This window comes from Micromonospora sp. 050-3, from assembly GCF_046549335.1.
Lineage (GTDB): Bacteria > Actinomycetota > Actinomycetes > Mycobacteriales > Micromonosporaceae > Micromonospora > Micromonospora trifolii.
Window position 1 is genome coordinate 2,156,761 of sequence record NZ_JAJPVX010000002.1, and the last position, 14,385, is coordinate 2,171,145.

At 67.7% G+C, this 14,385-nt stretch carries 12 protein-coding genes; 4 read left to right on the top strand and 8 right to left on the bottom strand.

Features of this window, described 5'->3' with window-relative positions; translation table 11 throughout:
* The first annotated feature begins 33 nt into the window (after nt 1-33).
* Nucleotides 34-441, top strand: coding sequence for a nitroreductase family deazaflavin-dependent oxidoreductase (locus ACLJOK_RS25040; RefSeq protein WP_410821025.1), 408 nt, complete (start codon nt 34-36; stop codon nt 439-441).
* 89 nt (nt 442-530) lie between these two features.
* On the opposite strand, the gene ACLJOK_RS25045 is transcribed toward ACLJOK_RS25040, so the two are convergent.
* Nucleotides 531-1,358, bottom strand: a complete 828-nt coding sequence (locus ACLJOK_RS25045; RefSeq protein ID WP_410821026.1) for an SAM-dependent methyltransferase — start codon at nt 1,356-1,358, stop codon at nt 531-533.
* A gap of 242 nt (nt 1,359-1,600) precedes the next feature.
* On the opposite strand from ACLJOK_RS25045, the gene ACLJOK_RS25050 reads away from it, so the two are divergent.
* Both ACLJOK_RS25050 and ACLJOK_RS25055 read left to right on the top strand, forming a co-directional pair.
* On the top strand, nt 1,601-2,758 hold the full coding sequence (locus ACLJOK_RS25050; RefSeq protein WP_410821027.1) for a cellulose binding domain-containing protein: 1,158 nt from the start codon (nt 1,601-1,603) through the stop codon (nt 2,756-2,758).
* 9 nt (nt 2,759-2,767) lie between these two features.
* The gene (locus ACLJOK_RS25055) at nt 2,768-3,895 is read left to right on the top strand and encodes an arabinogalactan endo-beta-1,4-galactanase (protein WP_410821028.1); all 1,128 of its coding nucleotides are present in this window, start codon (nt 2,768-2,770) and stop codon (nt 3,893-3,895) included.
* A gap of 101 nt (nt 3,896-3,996) precedes the next feature.
* On the opposite strand, the gene ACLJOK_RS25060 is transcribed toward ACLJOK_RS25055, so the two are convergent.
* From ACLJOK_RS25060 to ACLJOK_RS25070, 3 genes are all read right to left on the bottom strand, one after another.
* Nucleotides 3,997-4,194, bottom strand: a complete 198-nt coding sequence (locus tag ACLJOK_RS25060; protein WP_410821029.1) for a hypothetical protein — start codon at nt 4,192-4,194, stop codon at nt 3,997-3,999.
* 91 nt (nt 4,195-4,285) lie between these two features.
* On the bottom strand, nt 4,286-5,671 hold the full coding sequence (locus tag ACLJOK_RS25065; RefSeq protein ID WP_410821030.1) for an esterase/lipase family protein: 1,386 nt from the start codon (nt 5,669-5,671) through the stop codon (nt 4,286-4,288).
* Complete coding sequence (locus ACLJOK_RS25070) at nt 5,668-10,473, bottom strand: tetratricopeptide repeat protein (protein WP_410821031.1); 4,806 nt, start codon at nt 10,471-10,473, stop codon at nt 5,668-5,670. Before ACLJOK_RS25070 ends, ACLJOK_RS25065 begins: the two co-directional genes overlap by 4 nt.
* A 202-nt stretch (nt 10,474-10,675) precedes the next feature.
* Here ACLJOK_RS25070 and ACLJOK_RS25075 point away from each other — a divergent pair, with 202 nt between their 5' ends.
* Entirely contained in the window at nt 10,676-10,933 is a 258-nt protein-coding gene (locus tag ACLJOK_RS25075) for a DUF6221 family protein (protein ID WP_410821032.1), read from the top strand.
* A gap of 25 nt (nt 10,934-10,958) precedes the next feature.
* On the opposite strand, the gene ACLJOK_RS25080 is transcribed toward ACLJOK_RS25075, so the two are convergent.
* From ACLJOK_RS25080 to ACLJOK_RS25095, 4 genes are all read right to left on the bottom strand, one after another.
* Nucleotides 10,959-12,254, bottom strand: coding sequence for a GAF domain-containing protein (locus ACLJOK_RS25080; protein WP_410821033.1), 1,296 nt, complete (start codon nt 12,252-12,254; stop codon nt 10,959-10,961).
* A 252-nt stretch (nt 12,255-12,506) separates the two neighbouring features.
* A complete protein-coding gene (locus ACLJOK_RS25085; protein ID WP_410821034.1) occupies nt 12,507-13,010 on the bottom strand; it encodes an O-acetyl-ADP-ribose deacetylase in 504 nt (167 codons plus the stop codon).
* Nucleotides 13,011-13,060: 50 nt separating this feature from the next.
* Entirely contained in the window at nt 13,061-13,924 is an 864-nt protein-coding gene (locus ACLJOK_RS25090) for a TIGR03620 family F420-dependent LLM class oxidoreductase (RefSeq protein WP_410821035.1), read from the bottom strand.
* A 24-nt stretch (nt 13,925-13,948) separates the two neighbouring features.
* Nucleotides 13,949-14,347 carry a DUF2568 domain-containing protein gene (locus tag ACLJOK_RS25095; protein ID WP_410821036.1) on the bottom strand — a complete coding sequence of 133 codons (399 nt, stop codon included), beginning with the start codon at nt 14,345-14,347 and terminating at the stop codon, nt 13,949-13,951.
* Nucleotides 14,348-14,385: the final 38 nt, after the last annotated feature.

Sequence of the window (14,385 nt, forward strand, 5' to 3'; positions counted from 1 at the left end):
GACGGAGCCGGTGCGCGGAGACGAGGAGAAGGCATGAGCGACTTTAACGACAAGATCATCGCGGAGTTCCGCGCCAACGCTGGGCAGGTCGGCGGTCAGTTCGCCGGCGCACCGCTGCTGCTGTTGCACACGGTCGGTGCCAAGAGCGGCCAGCTTCGCGTGAACCCGATGATGTACCAGAAGGTGGACGGCGGTTATGCCGTGTTCGCGTCCAAGGGCGGTGCGCCTACCAATCCGGACTGGTACTACAACCTGCTCGCTCACCCGAAGGTCCATGCGGAGATCGGTACGGACAAGTTCGAGTTGGTCGCCAGAGTTGCCGTCGGTGACGAGCGGGAACGGATCTGGAGCCCGTTGAAGGCCGCGTATCCAGGCTTCGCCGACTACGAGCGGAAGACCACCCGCCAGATCCCAGTCGTCGTACTGGAACCTGCGCCGTAGGCAGAGACGGTACAACCCAGTTCAGATCTGACGCGTGGATCCGTCGGCGGGGTGCGCTCCCGCCGACGGACCTCAACGCAAGACGCTGCCTATGGTTTGCGGGCGAGGAGCCCGACGAAGGTGTGATAGGTGTCGGTCTGCACCGTCGGCGGTGCGTCCGGCTCTGGACGCCACTCGGCCAGCGGCACCAGCCCTGGCTCCAGCACTGTCAGCCCATCGGCGAACGAGAGGATCTCCTCGTCCGTACGCCAGCGGCCAGTGCCCAGCGACTCGTTGAAGACCCGCTCGACCTCGCGGGCCTTGCGGGAGCCCTCCGGGTCTCGCTCGCCCGGGTCGCGGAAGTGCGAGATCGCCACGTAGCTGCCGGAGGGCAGCGCGTCGATCAACGCCGCCGCCACCGCCTTCGGGTCCTCGTCGTCACCGAGGTGGTGCAGGATCGCAAAGAGCAGCAACCCGATCGGCCGGTCGAAGTCGAGGAAGCGGCGTACGTCCGGGTGGTTGAGGATCACCTGCGGCTCACGGATGTCCGCCTGGATCACCGTCGCGGTGCCCTCCGCGGCGAGCAGGGCCCGCCCGTGCGTCAGAACTATCGGGTCATTGTCCACATAGACCACCTGAGCCTTGGGGTTTTGCTCGGTGGCGACCTCGTGCACGTTGCCCTGCGTGGGCAGCCCCGATCCGATGTCGAGGAACTGGTCGATGCCCGCCTCGCTGACGAGGAAGCGAATCACTCGACGCAGAAAAGCCCGGTTGGCCTGGCCGGCTGCTGGCCCGTCCGGTGTGATCCGCAGGGCGTGCTCGGCGACCCTTCGGTCAACCTCGAAGTTGTCCTTGCCGCCCAGGAAGAAGTCATAGACCCGGGCCACGCTGGGAACGCTGGGGTCGATGCCGGGGGGTGCCGCCTTGTCGCGGGTCACAGGCGTCTCCTATCGATGGGGATTGGCGCAGGCTGAGGTCTGCGGCGGTGCCGGCGTTCCGGCGAGTGTAGCGATCGGGAGCGTTGAATTTTGCCCCACTGGTATCGCTCCCAACGACGCGGCTGAGGCGTCAGGAGCAGTTCCTGTCATCGGCCGAGGCGTGAGACACGTTGGCGATCATCGATCTTTTGCTGCATCGTCGACGTATGACTGGCGTCCCCTCGTCTTCACAGTTTCGCCGTTTGCGGCCTGGCCTGCTGGCTGCTGTCGTGCTGTTGACGGCGGTGCCCGGCACCGCTCTGAGCGGCGCACCGGCGGCCGACGCCGGCACCGTGACGCCGGCCGCGTACCCGAGGGTCGCCCCAGCGCCCGCGGCGGCCGCCGAGTCCGTCGCAGCGCCGGCCGGGACCAACCCGCCAACGCCGACTACGCCATCCAGTACGCCGAGCGCCTCGCCCGTTCCGCCGAGTGCGCCAACGAACCTGACCGCCAGCGAGGTCCGCAGCTCGTCGGTCACCCTCACCTGGACGGCCGCCACGTCCGGCTGCTGCACCATCGCCGGCTACGACATCACGTATTACCAGGAGTTCGGCGACATCGTCTTCAGCGCCAGCGTCGGGGCCGTCACCAGCACCACCATCACCAACTCGCTTGGGTCGGGCCAGCAGTACACGTTCCGATTGATCGCCCGGGACAGCCTCGGGCAACGCTCGAACTGGTCGGACGCGCTGACAGTGGTCACCCCGGTGACGGACACCGGCCCGGACACCACCCCGCCGAGCGCGCCGAAGAACCTGACCGTCGGCGAGGTGACTGCCTCGACCGGCACGTTGTCCTGGTCGCCGTCGACGGACGACGTCGGCGTGCTCGGGTACAACGTCTACCGGTTCGACGGCTGGTTCACCTCGCAACTGGTCGCCACAGTGCCGGATACGACGTACACGACGCCGCTACCTGCGTCGACGCCGCTGCGGAACCTGTACTACGTGCGGGCCCGGGACGCGGTGGGCAACGTCTCGATCGCATCCAACACTGTCGCTCTGCCCACGACGACGACCACCCCGACGCCCCCGCCGCCCTCGACCTGCCGGGTGACCTACCGGAACCAGTCCGAGTGGCAGGGCGGTTTCGTGGCCACAGCGACGGTCCACAACGCCGGAGCGGCACCGATCGACGGCTGGGCCATCACCTTCAGCTACCCGGGAGACCAGCAGGTCACCTCGGGGTGGAACGCCACGATCGGCCAGACCGGGACAACAGTGACCGCTCGTAACGTCGGCTGGAACCGCGTCCTCGCGCCGAATGGCTCTACGACCTTTGGCGTCCAGGGGCGGTGGGGCGTCAGCGACGCGCCGCCGACCGGCTTCTCGCTGAACGGCGCCCCCTGCACAGTGGGCTGAGGAGGTCTCGTGAGCACACCCCAGCGCCGCCCCAGGGCCCTTGTCGGGGCTGTCGCGGCCGGTATCCTCGTCGTCGCCACCACGCTCGGCGCCGCGCCCGCGCCCGTCTCCGCCGCGAACACGCTCACCATGCGGGGCGCCGACGTCTCCTCGTTGCAGCGCAGCCTGGATCTGGGCGCCAAGTACTACGACGCCGGCGGCGTCGCCCGCGACCCACTGGACATCCTGAAGTCCGTCGGCGTCAACTACGTCCGACTGCGCGTGTGGAACAACCCGGCCAGCGGCTACAACAACAAGAGCGCGGTGATGGGTCAGGCGAGGGCGGCCAGGGCGAAGGGCCTCAAGGTGCTCATCGACTTCCACTACTCCGACACCTGGGCCGACCCGGGCAAGCAGTACAAGCCGGCAGCCTGGGCCGGCCACAGCCTGAGCCAACTGCGTACCGACGTCTACACCTTCACCTACGACGTCTGCTCGAGCCTGCGGGGGCAGGGCACCCCACCGGACAGCGTGCAGATCGGCAACGAGATCAACGTCGGGATGCTGTGGAACGAGGGCAGGGTCGCCAACAATGACTTCGCCCCGCTGGCCGGCCTGTTGAAGCAGGGTTACAACGCGACAAAGGCATGCGGCAGCGGCATCCCGGTGATGATCCATACCGCCAACGCCGACAGCAACGCCAACGCCCGATGGTTCTACGACGGCATCCGCGCCCAGGGTGTGCAGTGGGACATCACCGCCCAGTCGTACTACTGCATGTGGCACGGCACCCTGGCGAACCTCTACAACAACATCGTCGACCTGCGCGGGCGCTACGGCAAGCCGGTGGTGATCGTGGAGACCGCGTACCCCTTCACCCGCAACAACGCGGACAGTGAGCCGAACGCTATCGGCGACGCGACCTGTGACGGCATCAGCGCGACCTGGTCCGGGCAGGCCCAGGAATTCGACTGGGTGCAGAACACCGCCCGCAACGCGGGGGCCATCGGTGTCTTCTACTGGGAACCGACCTGGTACGCCGTCCGCGGCAACGGCTGGGACCCGGCCAACATCAACGGCACCGGAAACCAGTGGGACAACATGGCCGTCTTCGACTGGTCCGGGCGGGTGAACCCGGGCGTACGGTGGACGCCCTGACCAAGGGCCGGACGCGTCGCAACGGTTCCTGGCCTCTGCCAAGACCGCTCGGGCAGCGGCCACGATCCGTCGCCGAACCACTGTCGGGCGGCGGGCGAAAATCAGCAGGTGCGCGGCTGCCAACTCACCTTCGTCACGAACATGGGCACATACAGGTCCCCGCCGCCGGGGCGAGCGCAGATCGCGCCGGAAAGCTGCGTCCCGAGGTAGTTGTAGGACCAGGTGATCTCGGCGTTGCGGGAGGTGCGGTTGTAGAAGTTGAAGGCCGGGACGTTGCCGGACCACTCGCTGGTGGTCACCAGAGACGGAGTCGCGCCCAACGAGGTGCCGTACCAGTCGCAAACGCAGGGGTGCCGGTAGCGAGACGGCTCGCATCGAACAGAGGACCGGCTAGCTCCAGATGAGAGTGTTGCTGCTGACCGGCGCGATTGGTGAGCTAGGGGTGAGCCCGGCGACGTCGATGGTGTAGGCACCGGGTGGCAAATCATTGACGAGGGTCGTCGTCGTTGTGCTTCCGCGAGGTCTGGTAACTCGCGCGTCGACCACTTTGTGGTTTTCGTCGGACACCGTGATCCGGATGACGTGGGCGAAGCCGTCGGTGGTGGCGACGTGGATGGGAAGGGGTTCGCCGGCGAGGAGCAGGTCGGGAGTGCCGACATGGAGCGCAGTGGTGCGCGGTGCGCGGATGGCGATTCGGCTCGCGGTGAGGATGCCGTGGATTTCGTCGAGGACGGCGGTGTTTCGATGCAGGTTGCCGTGCTGGTCGGGGACGCGTCGTAGTAGCGGGCTGTTCATTGGAACGTCGGGTCTGCTGGCAGCGACGATCGGGACGGTGGCGTCGCCATGGAGCTCGTCTGTGCGGTAGGTGTCCATCAGTTCGATGCGGGAGCCGCTCAGGCGTGCGGTGGTGGCGGTTGGTTGGTGGATGCCGATGATGGCGTGGGTGGTGGTGAGGCTGGCCGGGCGGCCGATCTCGGCTTCGGCGAGTTGAGTGTGAAAGCGCATCCCGTCGTCGATCTTGGCCGTGGCCAGTTCTGGTAGGGCGGTCTCGGTGGTCTTGGCGAGGCCATCGGGATTTTCGAGGCAGGCGTACTCAGGTAGCAACTGGTACATGGACGGCATGCTGCGGATCAGGTCCGTCAGACTGACGCTGAATCCACCGATGCCCTTGTGGCTACCGTTGACGAGTTGTCCGAGGGCCTTGGCAGATCCCCGATACGGCGTACCGATGGTGATGAGCTTGTGAGTTGTTTCTGCGCCGCGGCAGTACTCGATGTACCAGCGGGCGATGAGACCGCCCATCGAGTGGCAGACGAAAGTCACCATGGCGTCGGCGTAGGCGCCGCCTTGACCACGCCAGCGTTCGAGGGCGGGTTCGATCAGACACGAGAGGCGTCGGCCGTTGTACCGGTTGGACAGCCGCCAGTCGTACGCGATGGGTAGCAGGTTGCCGGGCGGGGCGTCGGGATGGTCCACGGATTCGCGGTAGCCGAGGGCGCGTAGCCGGGTCAGGAGCCGGTCGTACCCCTTGATCGGGGTCCAGATGCCGGGGAGCACGTGCAGGTCGGGCATCAGGCCAACCGGTTCAACACCGTCGCCGGGGTGCTCGTCACCGAGGCCGTCGGGCAGTTGGAGGTCGCGGATACTGCGACCGAAGGTTCGGATCGCGCGGAGCGCGGAGCCGGCCGAGGGCGCCCAGACCAGCTTGCCGCGATGTCGCAGGGTGCTGCCGAGGATGCCGGGTAGCACGACGACGAAGTCGGTGGGGTTGGTCATCCCTGGGCTCCCGGTTGCTCGTCCGGGATGGTGAGGACGCTGATGAGGTGCAGCGCGGCAGGATGGCGGCGGCCGATGGCCGCCAACCGATTGATCCAGGCGGCAGTCTGCTCCGGTGCGAGCCGGCGTGCTGCGGTGAGGACGTGCGTCGCCTCGTCCACGTCGTCAGCGAGAGCAGAGGCGACGGCGGTGTAGAAGTCGGCGGTGGCTGCCGCCGCGTCTGTTTGTGCCGAGGTCCGGGCCAGAAATGCGGTGGCATCGAGGGCAGCCGGGTCCGGGCTTTCCGCGATCGCGGCCATGAGATCGGTGAACTTCTCAGGATGGATCAGCGCATCGAGGGCCGGTTCGGCGGCGCCGATCTGGGCGAGAGCGAGGATCGCGTCGGCGCGATCTGCGGTACCGCTGGTGTCCCGCTGCGCGAGCGCTGCGAGGGCCTCGCGGGCGCCGTCGGTGAGCAGCTCCTCGTTGTGTTCCGCGAGCATGGTGGTTTGCGTGAGTGGATCGGCCGCGGCGAACTCGGCGGCGAGAATGCTCAGCAATAGGGGAGCGTAAGCCGCAGTGACGCCGTCGGTACGGGCGATTCTGCGTAGCGTCAGGTACCGCAGGGCTTCCTGGTCGCTGACTGTGAGGAGGGCCTCGGTGACGGCAGTGTCGACGGCGGGAGCGAGCAGTTCGGGATGGGTCGCGAGGTAGTCGCGTTCGTCCTGGTACGAGGTCGTGTTGATCCACGCTTGGGCAACGGCGAGGAGAGCCGGGTCAAGCGTAAGCCAGTCCGGGAGATCCCCCGCGATCTCGGTCCAGGCACGTTCGAAGCGGTCAGGGTCAGGGCGACGGAGTCGCCTTGCCTGATCACGTAGAGCACGGAGCAATACCCGATCGGCAGGCTCGTGCCGCAACGCGGTCACAACCCATTCGACGACTTTTGGAGTCCCGGCATCGGCCGTAGCAACCCGGGTGAACAGGAGATATGCGATGTCCGGCGGCGATGCGTCGGCCAGAACAGCGAACCAGATTGCCTCCTGTTCTGCCGACCTCCCCACCTCGCTGTAGCGGTTGCCGAGGTTGTTCAGTGCACTGGCCAGGTTGGGGAGGAAGGTGGGGCTGGTGGCGGCGAGTTCCCGGTAGAAGGTGACGGCTTCCTCGGCGGGAGCGACGGCGTCGTATCGTCGCCCGACTTCGCTGTAGCGGTTGCCGAGGTTGTTCAGCGCGGCGGCCAGGTCGGGTAGGAAGGCGGGGTTGGTGGCGGCGAGTTCCCGGCGCAGGGTGACGGCTTCCTCGGTGGGAGGGACTGCCTCGTATCGTCGCCCGACTTCGCTGTAGTGGTTGCCGAGGTTGTTCAACGCGCCGGCCAGGTCGGGTAGGAAGGCGCTGTTGGTAGCGGCGAGGTCCCGGTAGGCGGTGACGGCTTCCTCGGTGAGAGGAACCGCGTCGTCTCGCCGCCCGACCTCGCTGTAGCGGACGCCTAGGTTGTTCAACGCGCCGGCCAGGTCGGGTAGGAAGGCGGGGTTGGTGGCGGCGAGTTCCCGGCGCAGGGTGACGGCTTCCTCGGTGGGAGGGACCGCGTCGTCTCGTCGCCCGACCTCGCTGTAGCGGTTGCCGAGGTTGTTCAGTGCACTGGCCAGGTTGGGGAGGAAGGCGGGGTTGGTGGCGGCGAGTTCCCGGTAGACGGTGACGGCTTCTTCGGTGGGAGCGATCGCGTCGGGTCGCCGCCCGACTCCGCTGTAGCGGTTGCCGAGGTTGTTCAGCGCGGCGGCCAGGTCCGGTAGGAAGGCGGGGTTGGTGGCGGCGAGTTCCCGGTAGGCGATGACGGCTTCTTCGGTGGGAGCGATCGCGTCGGGTCGCCGCCCGACTCCGCTGTAGCAGATGCCGAGGTTGTTCAGCGCGGCGGCCAGGTTGGGTAGGAAGGCGGGGTTGGTGGCGGCGAGTTCCCGGTAGACGGTGACGGATTCTTCGGTGGGAGCGACCGCGTCGGATCGCCGCCCGACTCCGCTGTAGCGGATGCCGAGATTGTTCAGTGAGCCGGCCAGGTCGGGTAGGAAGGCCGGGTTGGTGGCGACTAGTTCCCGGCGCAGGGTGACGGCTTCCTCGGTGGGAGCGATCGCGTCGGGTCGCCGCCCGACTCCGCTGTAGCAGATGCCGAGGTTGTTCAGCACGCCGGCCAGGTCGGGTAGGAAGGCCGGGTTGGTGGCGGCTACTCCCCGATAGGCGGCGACGGCTTCCTCGGTGGGAGCGATCGCGTCGGATCGCCGCCCGACTCCGTTGTAGCGGATGCCGAGGTTGTTCAGTGCGCCGGCCAGGTCGGGTAGGAAGGCCGGGTTGGTGGCGGCTACTCCCTGGTAGACGGTGACGGCTTCCTCGGTGGGAGCGATCGCGTCGGATCGCCGCCCGACTCCGTTGTAGCGGATGCCGAGGTTGTTCAGTGCGCCGGCCAGGTCGGGTAGGAAGGCCGGGTTGGTGGCGGCTACTCCCCGATAGGCGGCGACGGCTTCCTCGGTGGGAGCGATCGCGTCGGATCGCCGCCCGACCTCGCTGTAGCGGATGCCGAGGTTGTTCAGTGCGCCGGCCAGGTCGGGCAGGAAAGCGGGACTGGTGACGACCAGTTGCCGGTAAATGGTGACGGCCTCTTCGGTAAGCTCCATGGCTTCTTGCCGGTAGCCCCACCGACGAAAGCGTTGAGCTACGAGTAGTCCAGCCGCTGCCACGTCGGGTACGAGCGCCCGGTCAGTCTCGGCGAGCAGTCGAATCAGATGCAAGCCGTCCGGGCCAGCGTCGGCGGCGTGACGCCAGAAATATCGCCACAGGTATATCGGTCGGTCCGCGTTCAGCCCAGCGTCGAGTCTCGCCCGGTACAGGGTAGCCAGAGCATCGGCGATCAAGTACGCATCCGGATCGAATACCTGCTGGTGAGTGGCGCGGAAGGGCGAACGGAGATGGTCAGCCAAGCTTTGATGCGCCACCCGATAAACTGCGGTGCCGCCCTCACCGTCCTGCACGATGTACCGGCCGAGCCGGTCCAGCAGCCAACTGAGATCGTCACGCTCGAACGTCCCCGCCGGCTCTCTGCTGGCGTTCGCAATGGCTAGCCACTCGTCCTCTGGCAGACCCGCACCATAGCCCCGACTCAGCGCCGCAAGCAGCTGCCGGGCCGCCGCTACGTGGTCACTCACTCCCGTCCTCTGAGTGCCCGGGAATGCGCTGATCGTGGCCAGGTCACTGTCGAACGCCTGCTCGACCGAGACAGCCACTCGGCCCTGCCAATCCTCGGCACTGGTGTCGACCGGCACAGCATTCAGCTGGTCGGCCACCAATCGCGCGAGGAGGAATGGCCGACCGGCCTGCCAATCCGCCGCTGCGACGCCCGCTCCAACTTGCTCGGCGACCAACGCCGGATTCATGGCGGGATCCACCCCCGCCAGCCGAGCCGCGACGTAGTCGACAACATCGTGACGAGTACGCTCCTGCGCCTGCCTGGTATCCAGATCAAGTCCTGGTCCGTCTGGATTCAGCGTGGACACCACGCTCGCCCCACCGCCCGGCCGGGGAAGATCGCGGGTGGACACCACCACCACCGCGAGTCGGGACAGGCGCAACACCAGCTCCTCCGCCAGTGTGAACGCTTCGCCACGTGACTCGTCCACGCCGTCCACCACCAGCACCGGAGGTGCGGCGCCGGCCTCTACCGCCCGCTGTACCTGGCCGACCAGCTCTGCGGCGTTGCGCCGGGCCGCCTGCGCCGGTAGCAGACCACACCTGACCAACTGCCCGGCGATCAGCTCCGCTGCCTGGTCCACGCTCAAACCCCGAGCGTGAATGTGCGCGTGTATCGACCGTTCGCCAGGATCGTCGTGCTCCCACGGCCGGCCCTCGGTCAGCAGGCGGGCACGCTCGTGTGGATTCGACAGGCTGACGACCCGGCCCGTGATGGCGGATTTACCGGTCCCCGCTGAGCCCGTCACCACGTAAACGCCCGGCTTGCCGGCCCGAACCCACGTGACGACCTGGTTCACCTCGGTCGTGCGGCCAGTGAACCAGGACCGCTCATCCTCTCGCGCGCCGCCACGGGCTGCCCGCAACAGGTGCTCCACCACCTGCTCCGGCGCGCCCGGGTCGAACAGCGGGTTAGGGAACATCCACCAAGCGCTGCCGCGGCCTTGAAACTGCGGCGTCTGCCGTGGGCCAGGCCACTCTTTGATCACCGCATCGCAGAGGTCGTCGCCACGGATCGACTGGTTGTGCACCGACCAGCGCAGCCGCAGCATCGCCGACTGCGGTCCGTGTGCCAGCAACGACCGCAAGAGCTCACCCAGCAGACCGTCCTGCGCGGTTTCGACAGCCATGCAGGATGTCAGCACTCCTACCCACAAATGCTCGCCGTCGACTGGAAGTTGCTGCATCACCTCGGCCGCAACCGCAACTGCCGGTAACCCTTCACCGGAAAAGCAGGCGTCCAGGATGAGCAGCAGCTGACTCGAACCGGACGATGCGCAGTACGCGGCCACGTCCAACGCGCCGATCCCCGCCGCCAGTTCACTCCCGCTGTCACTGGCCAACAACCTCAGCCCAGTGGGGGATCCGATCCCGTGCCCGGCCCATAGCAGTACCAGCGGCCCGTCTGAATGCTCACCCGAGAGCTCACGAAGTCGGTCTCGTGCGGCGTTCTCGTCCGGGTCGGTCAGCAATGCACTAACGAAGTCCGTCCCCAGCAACTCTGCGAAGGCCCTAGTGTCCGGCACCGCATGGCGCAGGGGCGCGTGTCGATCCTGGTCGTATTTGCCGACGGCGATGCCAATGAATCGTCCCACCCGATCGACGCTCCCTCTCCGACAACGCGTGATGAGCGCGCCTGACCGTACACACAGCCAGCGATATCACGTGACAGGTACCCGACAGCAGAGCCGGGACTGCGAGGTCGTGCGGGCTGTGCCTCAAGGGCCTCGCGGTAGACGTTGCGGCGGCGAGTGAGCCGTGTTCGAGCCCCAGGTATCGGTGCGCGAGGATCGACAGATGAAAGATCTCCTCAGATTTCTTCATCACCGGTATGAGGCGGACTGCCACGCGTACGCCGACGTGTTTCACCGCTTCGGGGGCGACGCGCTCCTCGACAGCCAGCTGCCGATGCTCGACCTGGTCGACATGCTGGCGCGGGAGTACGAGGCGATGGACCCCGATGACGAGCGCTTCGCTGGCCTCACGTATGCGCTCCGGGTGCTCGTGCAGTCGTACAACGAGCACCCCGACTACCGCAAGGAGTGGCGTCCCTAGCTGCCTGACAGGCGCCAATGAGCCATCAGCGGTTGAGGTAGGCGGTCAGGCCGCCGAGTTCCTCGCTGGCGATGAACACCGACCGCACGTTGAGGATGGCCTCTTCGACGTGGGCGGGGCAGCCCCACGCCGCGTCGCCCCACGAATCGGCGATCTTGATCTCGGCCCGCGCGGTGCACCCGGCGGCACCGCCGAGCTGGCAGTGCTCGGGGTGCGGCGTGGCGGCCTGCGCGGCCGCGGCGGCACGCATCTGGGTGGCGAGTTCGGCGGCGACGGTGGCCCGCTGCTCAGCCTCGGCGCGCAGTTCGCGCTCCACGCGCAGCACCTTGGCCAGCTCGTCATTGGCCGACTTGGCGCGTGCCTCGGCGGCGAGTTTCGCCTGCTCGATGTGGTGGCGTTCGATGGCCAGGGCTGCCGTTCCGGCGAAGAGCCGGGTGAGGGCGAGGTCGGTGTCCTGCGGGACGCGCGGGGTGCGGTGATACATCGCGAAGGTGCCCAACAGGCCGCCGTCGCGGGCCAGGATCGGCGTCGACCAGCAGGCCGCGAGGCCGGCCTGGTCGGCCAGATCCCGGAAATCGTCCCAGAACGGATCGGTGGCGATGTCGGTGACGATGACTGGTTCCCGCCGGTGGGCGGCAGTACCGCACGAGCCGACACCTTCGCCCGTCGCGATGCCGTCGATGGCCTGGTTGTAGAAGTCGGGCAGGCTCGGCGCGGCGCCGTGGCGCAGGTGCCGGGCATCGGGATCGGCGAGCAGCACGGAGACGAGCACCTCCTGCGGTGCGAGGTTCTCGATACAGCGGGCCATCCCGTCTAGCACTTCGGTCAGGGGTGCCTGGCGGGCGATCTGCTCCAGCAGGGCACGGTGTTCGGCCATCAGCCGTTGGGCGTGCTTGACCTGCGTGGTCTCCACGCCGAGCACACGGATCCCGGTCACGTTGCCGTCGGTGTCTCGACGCGGCTCGTAGGTGAAGTCGAAGAACGCCTCCCGCGCCTGCGGGCCGCTGCCCAGCACGACCCGGACGTCACGGCCGGTGTACGGCTCACCAGTGCGGAAGACCTGGTCCAGGAGAGCGATGAATCCCTGACCGGCCAGTTCGGGCATCAGCTCGGCGATCGCCACCCCTACCCGGGCCCGCTCTTCGCCGACGGTGGCGAAGAACGCCGGGTTCGCCGTCTCCACCAGGTGCGATGGCCCCGCCAGCGACGCGAAGACGGCGATGGACTGCCCGAACAACGCCCGCAGGTCCTCCTCCGCTGCTTGCTCGGCAGCCGCCGGACCCGCAGCAGCAGTAGACCGTTGGCCTGGTACTGCGGTCATGGTGTGGGTTCGCCTCTCGTCTGCGGATACGGGCAACGACCGACGGTGCCACCCGTCGGTGCGGGTGGCCCCGGTGCGGCGGGAGTTGGCTGAGGCCACCGCCGGTGCAGCGTACCCATGTGCCCGACATTCAGGTCTTACCCACCAACCACGTACCGCAACCCGTCGCCCGAACAGCGCGTCGCCAGGTGATGGGTACATCCTGGAGCTCAGATCCGCTGCTCCCACAAACGGATGAGATCGGCCGCGTCCTCAACCCTGCAGCGCCGCAGTCAGCAGGTCGCACGTCGCGTCGTCGAAGGCGACCAGACGAACACGCTCAACAGTTGTCGGCGTCGCACTGATGGTCGAGATTGCGATCTTCGCTGCCTGGTCGGCCGGGAATCCGTAGACGCCGGTCGCGATGGCGGGGAAGGCGACGCTGCGAGCGCCAATCTCATCGGCAACCGCGAGGCTGCGCCGATAGCACGACGCCAGGACGTCTGCCTCGCCGTAGCCGCCACCTTCCCAGACCGGACCGACGGTGTGAATGACATGACGTATTGGTGGGTCCAGGTCGAAAGCTGGCGTGGCAACCGCATCACCGGGATCGCATGGAGCCAGCGCTGCTCCCGCCTGGGCCAGACGCGGCCCTGCCGCACGGTGAACCGCCCCATCGACACCGCCGCCACCCAACAGCGACTCGTTCGCCGCGGTCACGACGGCGTCGACGTCCTCACTGGTGATGTCGCCACGAACAACTTCGACCACAGGCATGGCTCGATGATGCCACCAACCGGTCAGCCCCACCCGTCGTCCCGGCACAGTCAGATCAGGGCTGCGGCGAGGGCGCGGAACGCGTCGGCGGGGAACGTCGTGGCGTCGCCGTCGTTGAGCACCTGGATCGCCACCTCGTCCGCGCCGGCCTGGTAGTGCTTCTCCAGCCCAGCCACCACCGTCTCGACGCTGCCCCAGGGGATCAGGGCGTCGATGAGGCGGTCACTGCCGCCGTCGGCGAAGTCCTCGTCGGTCCAGCCGAATCGCCGCAGGTTGTTGGTGTAGTTCGGCAGTGCGAGATACCCGCTCGCGTACTGGCGGGCGGTGGCGCGCGCGGTGGTGGCGTCCGCGTCGAGGACCACCGCGACCTCGGGGGCGAGCAGCCGGTCGGGTCCGATTGCCGCCCGGGCTTCCGCGGTGTGCTCGGCAGGGACAAAGTACGGGTGCGCCCCGGTCGAGCGGTCGCGGGAGAGTTCGAGCATCCGCGGGCCCAGTGCGGCCAGGATGCGCCGCTCGGGCGAAAGCCCGGCCGCGTCGAGGCCGTCGAGGTACTGCACCATCCGTGAGTACGGCTTGCGATAGTCGGTGCCGCTGCCCTCCACCACCACCGCGTGGCTGGCACCGAGACCGAGCAGGAACCGGCCGGGATGCGCCTGCTCCGCGTCCTTGGCGAACGCCGCCGCCTCGGGTGGCGACGAGTGCCAGATGCTCACGATCCCGGTCGCGACCCCGATGCGCGTGGTCCCGTCCAGGATCTCCCGGAAGCGGGGGGCGACGTTCTCGCCGAAACCACCGGAGAACCAGATTCGTGAGTAGCCGAGGTCTTCCAACTCGGTCGCGGCGTCGATGGCCGCGCCCTGACTCTCGCTAGCAAGGAAGAACGGTTGCCACACGCTGACGAGTCGTTGTGCCATACCGCAACCCTACGACCCGTGGGGTCAGGCGTCGCGGCGTAGCAGGATGGTGACGGCCACCCAGACGACGACCAGGGCGAGGCCGAGCCACGGCTGCCCGAGCAGGGCGAGCATCCCGCCGCCGAGCACGAACCAGCTGGCCTGGAATGCGCGCTTGGCCGGTGGGCGTAGTGGCACCCGGGCCCGTGGCGAACCGAGCGCACCCCAGAGCCCGGCAAGCAGCAGCGGTACGACGATGGCAGCGACCAGCCGGACGACGATGGGCGCGTCCAGGGCCCAGCCCCAGCGTGCACCGACTGCGAGTACGGCGAGTTCCAGGAGGAAGATCAGCAGCAGCCCGCCCCCCCGAAGCATGGTCGCCGCCCCAGCTTGGACCTCGTCGGTGATCTGCCCACCATGGCGCTCGACCTGGCTAGCCTTCATAGCCTTAAAGCTAAGCCACTTAGCTAGCGTCGTCAAGC

Coding starts and splice junctions, on each gene's coding strand:
- ACLJOK_RS25095 (WP_410821036.1), bottom strand. CDS start 14,347: ATGAAGGCTAGCCAGGTCGAGCGCCATGGTGGGCAGATCACCGACGAG.
- ACLJOK_RS25080 (WP_410821033.1), bottom strand. CDS start 12,254: ATGACCGCAGTACCAGGCCAACGGTCTACTGCTGCTGCGGGTCCGGCG.
- ACLJOK_RS25090 (WP_410821035.1), bottom strand. CDS start 13,924: ATGGCACAACGACTCGTCAGCGTGTGGCAACCGTTCTTCCTTGCTAGC.
- ACLJOK_RS25065 (WP_410821030.1), bottom strand. CDS start 5,671: ATGACCAACCCCACCGACTTCGTCGTCGTGCTACCCGGCATCCTCGGC.
- ACLJOK_RS25075 (WP_410821032.1), top strand. CDS start 10,676: ATGAAAGATCTCCTCAGATTTCTTCATCACCGGTATGAGGCGGACTGC.
- ACLJOK_RS25085 (WP_410821034.1), bottom strand. CDS start 13,010: ATGCCTGTGGTCGAAGTTGTTCGTGGCGACATCACCAGTGAGGACGTC.
- ACLJOK_RS25040 (WP_410821025.1), top strand. CDS start 34: ATGAGCGACTTTAACGACAAGATCATCGCGGAGTTCCGCGCCAACGCT.